The organism is Nocardiopsis sp. TNDT3 (assembly GCF_003427465.1).
Taxonomy (GTDB): Bacteria; Actinomycetota; Actinomycetes; order Streptosporangiales; family Streptosporangiaceae; genus Nocardiopsis; species Nocardiopsis dassonvillei.
This window is the reverse complement of the sequence record NZ_QPFC01001153.1, coordinates 1-3,361: the sequence shown is the minus strand read 5'-3', so window position 1 is coordinate 3,361 and position 3,361 is coordinate 1. Positions and strand designations below refer to the sequence as shown.

The following is a 3,361-nucleotide window of genomic DNA, read 5'->3' as shown; positions in this document are numbered from 1 at the left end:
CGTGTCCCCCGCGCCTTCGGGGTCCTCGCACGCCAACGCCCCCGGCCGGGGAGCCGGGGGCGTCAGCGCGGAGCCGGGGGTCAGGCGGCCCGTGTCCGCGGCTCCAGGTGCTCGGCGGCGAGCCTGTCCACCGTCTCGGCGAGGGCCCTCGGGTACTCCAGCGGTCCCATGTGGCCCGCGCCGGGGATCTCCCGCACCTCCCGGCAGTCCTTCAACAGCGACGCGATGTGGTGCGCGTGCCACGGCGGGGTCAGCTTGTCGTCGGTGCCCACCATCACCACCGTGGGCACCGAGATCTGCCGGGCGGTCTCCTCCGCCTCCAACGTGCAGATCACCCGTCCCCACGCGCCTCGGGACACACCACCGCACGCGTGCACCATCCTCATGCACAGCCGCACCATGCGCGGATCGGCTCTCCTGCCCATCACCATGGACTTCAGTACCGCCGTGGTGAGGGCGTTGCGCGGACCCAGCGGTATCGGGGCCCTGAGGAAGACCTGCGCGCCGAACGTGCCCAGCGGGCCGGGCAGCGGGATCGCGGTCGACCGCATCGGCAGCTCCTTGCACCCGGTGTTGGTGAGCAGCACCGCGGCGGCCCTCTCCCGGAACACCGGGTGCGCACCGGCCGACATGATGGTCATACCGCCCATGCTGTGCCCGGCGACCACGGCCTTCTCGCCCTCGGGCACGGTCGCCTCCAGGACCGCGCACAGGTCCTCGGCCAGCTTCCGCGCGCCGTACCCCGCCCTGGTCAGCGGCGCCTGGGTGCGTCCGTGGCCGCGCTGGTCGTAGAGCACCACCCGCAGGGACGGGTCCAGTTCGCGCACCACCGGCCCCCAGGAGGCGAGCGAGGTCGCCCAGCAGTGCGCGAGGACCACGGTCGGCCCGTCCTCCGGGCCGCGCACCTCGACGTGCAGCAGTGTGCCGTCGTCGGAGCGCACCTGGAGTTCTCGGACCTGACCCACGTGTCGGGTTGCCATCGGGGATACCTCTCACTCGGGGGAGACCGCGCCGGGTGCCGGAAGGCGCCGCGCCCCGGGTCGGCGCGGGCCGGGGCGTGCGCGGACGCGTTCAGTCGTCGGACGCGTCGATGTCCACGTGGGGCACGGCGAAGGGCGGTGAACCGGCCCCGTTGACCGGATGGCCGCCCCACAGGTTGGGTTCGTCCAGAACCCCGGTGCCCTCGAACCCGTCGGGGGTGCGCACCACGACCGTACGCGCGCCCGCGCGGAAGGCCGCGGTCACCTCGGGGCTGGGGGACAGCCGCCCCCGCCAACGGTAGTCACCGGTCAGGGGGGAGAAGTGGCCCGCCAGGTGGGCCTGGACCCGCACGGCGACGCCCTTGTCCTCCGTACCCTCCGCATCTGCCGTATCTCGCGTATCCGCCGCGTTCTCGACACCCGACCCATCCTTCACACCGTCAGTATCCGGTGACTCCGGCGACCCCTCAGCATCAACCGCAACCTTCGTACCGGGCGCCCGCTCCGACCGCTGCGCGCCGCCGTTGACGGGCAGCACGACCGTCACCGGGCCCCGGTACTCCTCCTCCTCGTCACCGAACCCGCTCATACCGCTCCCCTTCCGGAGCCGCTTCGGCGCGGACCGCGGGCCGTCGGGCGCCGCGGCCGCGGGAGCGGTCCACCCGCAGGTCGTAGTTGTGGGGGTCGAACCAGCGCGTGCGCAGCGCGAACTCCCAGGTGAAGGTCGGCCACAGCGTGGTGTTGCGGCCCTGCTCGTTGAGGTACCAGCTGTCGCAGCCGCCGGTCACCCAGACCGTGCCCTCCATGGCCTTGGCGACCATCTCGTTGTAGTCGCGCTGGGCCTTCGGGAGCACGTCCATGCGGTCCAGGCCGTTGCGGCACAGGTACTTCAGCGCCTGCATCGTGTACCGGATCTGGGCCTCGATCATGAACAGCTGCGAGGTGTGCCCCAGCCCGGTGTTGGGCCCGGCCAGCACGAAGGCGTTGGGGAACCCGGCCACGGTGGTGCCGCGGAAGGCCTGCACGTCCGTGCCCCAGTGGTCGGAGAGCGAGCGCCCCTCGGCGTTGAAGATCCGCCGCGCCACGGGCGGGTCGCTCACGTGGAAACCGGTGCCGAGGATGATCGTGTCGACCTCGTGCTCGGTCTCGCGGCCCGAGGCGTCGCGGGTGACCACGGCGTGGGGGCGCACCTCCACGATGCCGTCGGTGACCACGTCCACGTTGGGCCGGGCCAGCGCCGGATAGTAGTCGTTGGACATCAGGATGCGCTTGCAGCCCGCCCGGAAGCTCGGCGTGAGCTTGGCCCGCAGCTCGGGGTCCTTCACGCTGCGGCGGATGTTGGCCCGGCCCAGCCCCTCCACGATAGAGAGCAGCCTGGGGTTCTTGGCGAAGCCGAGGACGTAGGTCTCCCTGCCCCAGTAGATGCTCTTGCGGGCGATCTGCTGGGTGAGCGGCACGTTGCGGTACAGCCAGCGCTCCAACCGGGTGATGTCGCGGTCGTGCCGGAACATCACCCACGGGGCCGTGCGCTGGAACAGCGTCAGCCTCCCGGCCTTGGGCTGGATCCTGGGCACGAACTGGATCGCGGACGCCCCGGTGCCGATCACCGCGATCCTGCGGCCGGTGAGGTCGTGGTCGTGGTCCCAGGCCGCCGAGTGGAACATCGTCCCCTCGAAGGTGTCCAGGCCCTTGATGTCGGGATAGGAGGGGTCCGCGAGCGGTCCCGCCGCGCTGATGAGGAACTGGGCGGTGACGGTCCCCCGGCTGGTCTCGATCCGCCACCGGTTGCCCTCGGGCTCCCAGTGCGCGGACCTCATGTCGTGGTCGGGGCGGACGTGCTCCCGCACCCCGTGCTCCCCGGCGACCCGCTCCATGTAGTCGTGGATCTCGGGTTGGGGGGAGAAGCTGCGGCTCCAGTGCGGGTTGGGCGCGAAGGAGAACGAGTACAGGTGGGAGGGGACGTCGCAGGCGGCGCCCGGGTAGGAGTTGTCACGCCAGGTGCCGCCGATCCCGTCGGCGCGTTCCAGAACCACGAAGTCCTTCAGACCGGCCTGCTTGAGGCGGACGGCCATCCCGATCCCGGCGAAGCCGGAGCCGATGACGGCCACCCGGAAGTGGGGTGGTGCTTCGGTCACGTCTTGGTCCCTTCGTGCGGACCGGCCCGGACGCGTCGCCGTCCGGATCGGCGGGTGTGTCCCCCGGGGGCGCGGCGCGTTTCGCCCCCGGGGGAGTTGTCACCCCGTGAGGCGCGGCGTGTTCCGCCTCCGGGGAGCGGGCTCCCGGGGACGTGGCGCGTTTCGCCCCCGGGAGGCGGGTCCACCGCCGGGGGACGCGGCGCGTTTCGTCCTCCGGCGGTGGGGTCTGGGGCCCGCAGGCCGCGG

General features: G+C 72.2%; 3 protein-coding genes. All 3 read right to left on the bottom strand.

What is annotated here, in order from left to right:
• Positions 1 to 80: 80 nt before the first annotated feature.
• The gene (locus DQW06_RS25030; protein WP_013151511.1) at positions 81 to 980 is read right to left on the bottom strand and encodes an alpha/beta fold hydrolase; all 900 of its coding nucleotides are present in this window, start codon (positions 978 to 980) and stop codon (positions 81 to 83) included.
• Between the two features lie 91 nt (positions 981 to 1,071).
• A complete protein-coding gene (locus DQW06_RS25025) occupies positions 1,072 to 1,569 on the bottom strand; it encodes a DUF4873 domain-containing protein (protein WP_013151512.1) in 498 nt (165 codons plus the stop codon).
• Complete coding sequence (locus tag DQW06_RS25020) at positions 1,553 to 3,115, bottom strand: NAD(P)/FAD-dependent oxidoreductase (RefSeq protein WP_198662545.1); 1,563 nt, start codon at positions 3,113 to 3,115, stop codon at positions 1,553 to 1,555. Before DQW06_RS25020 ends, DQW06_RS25025 begins: the two co-directional genes overlap by 17 nt.
• Positions 3,116 to 3,361: the final 246 nt, after the last annotated feature.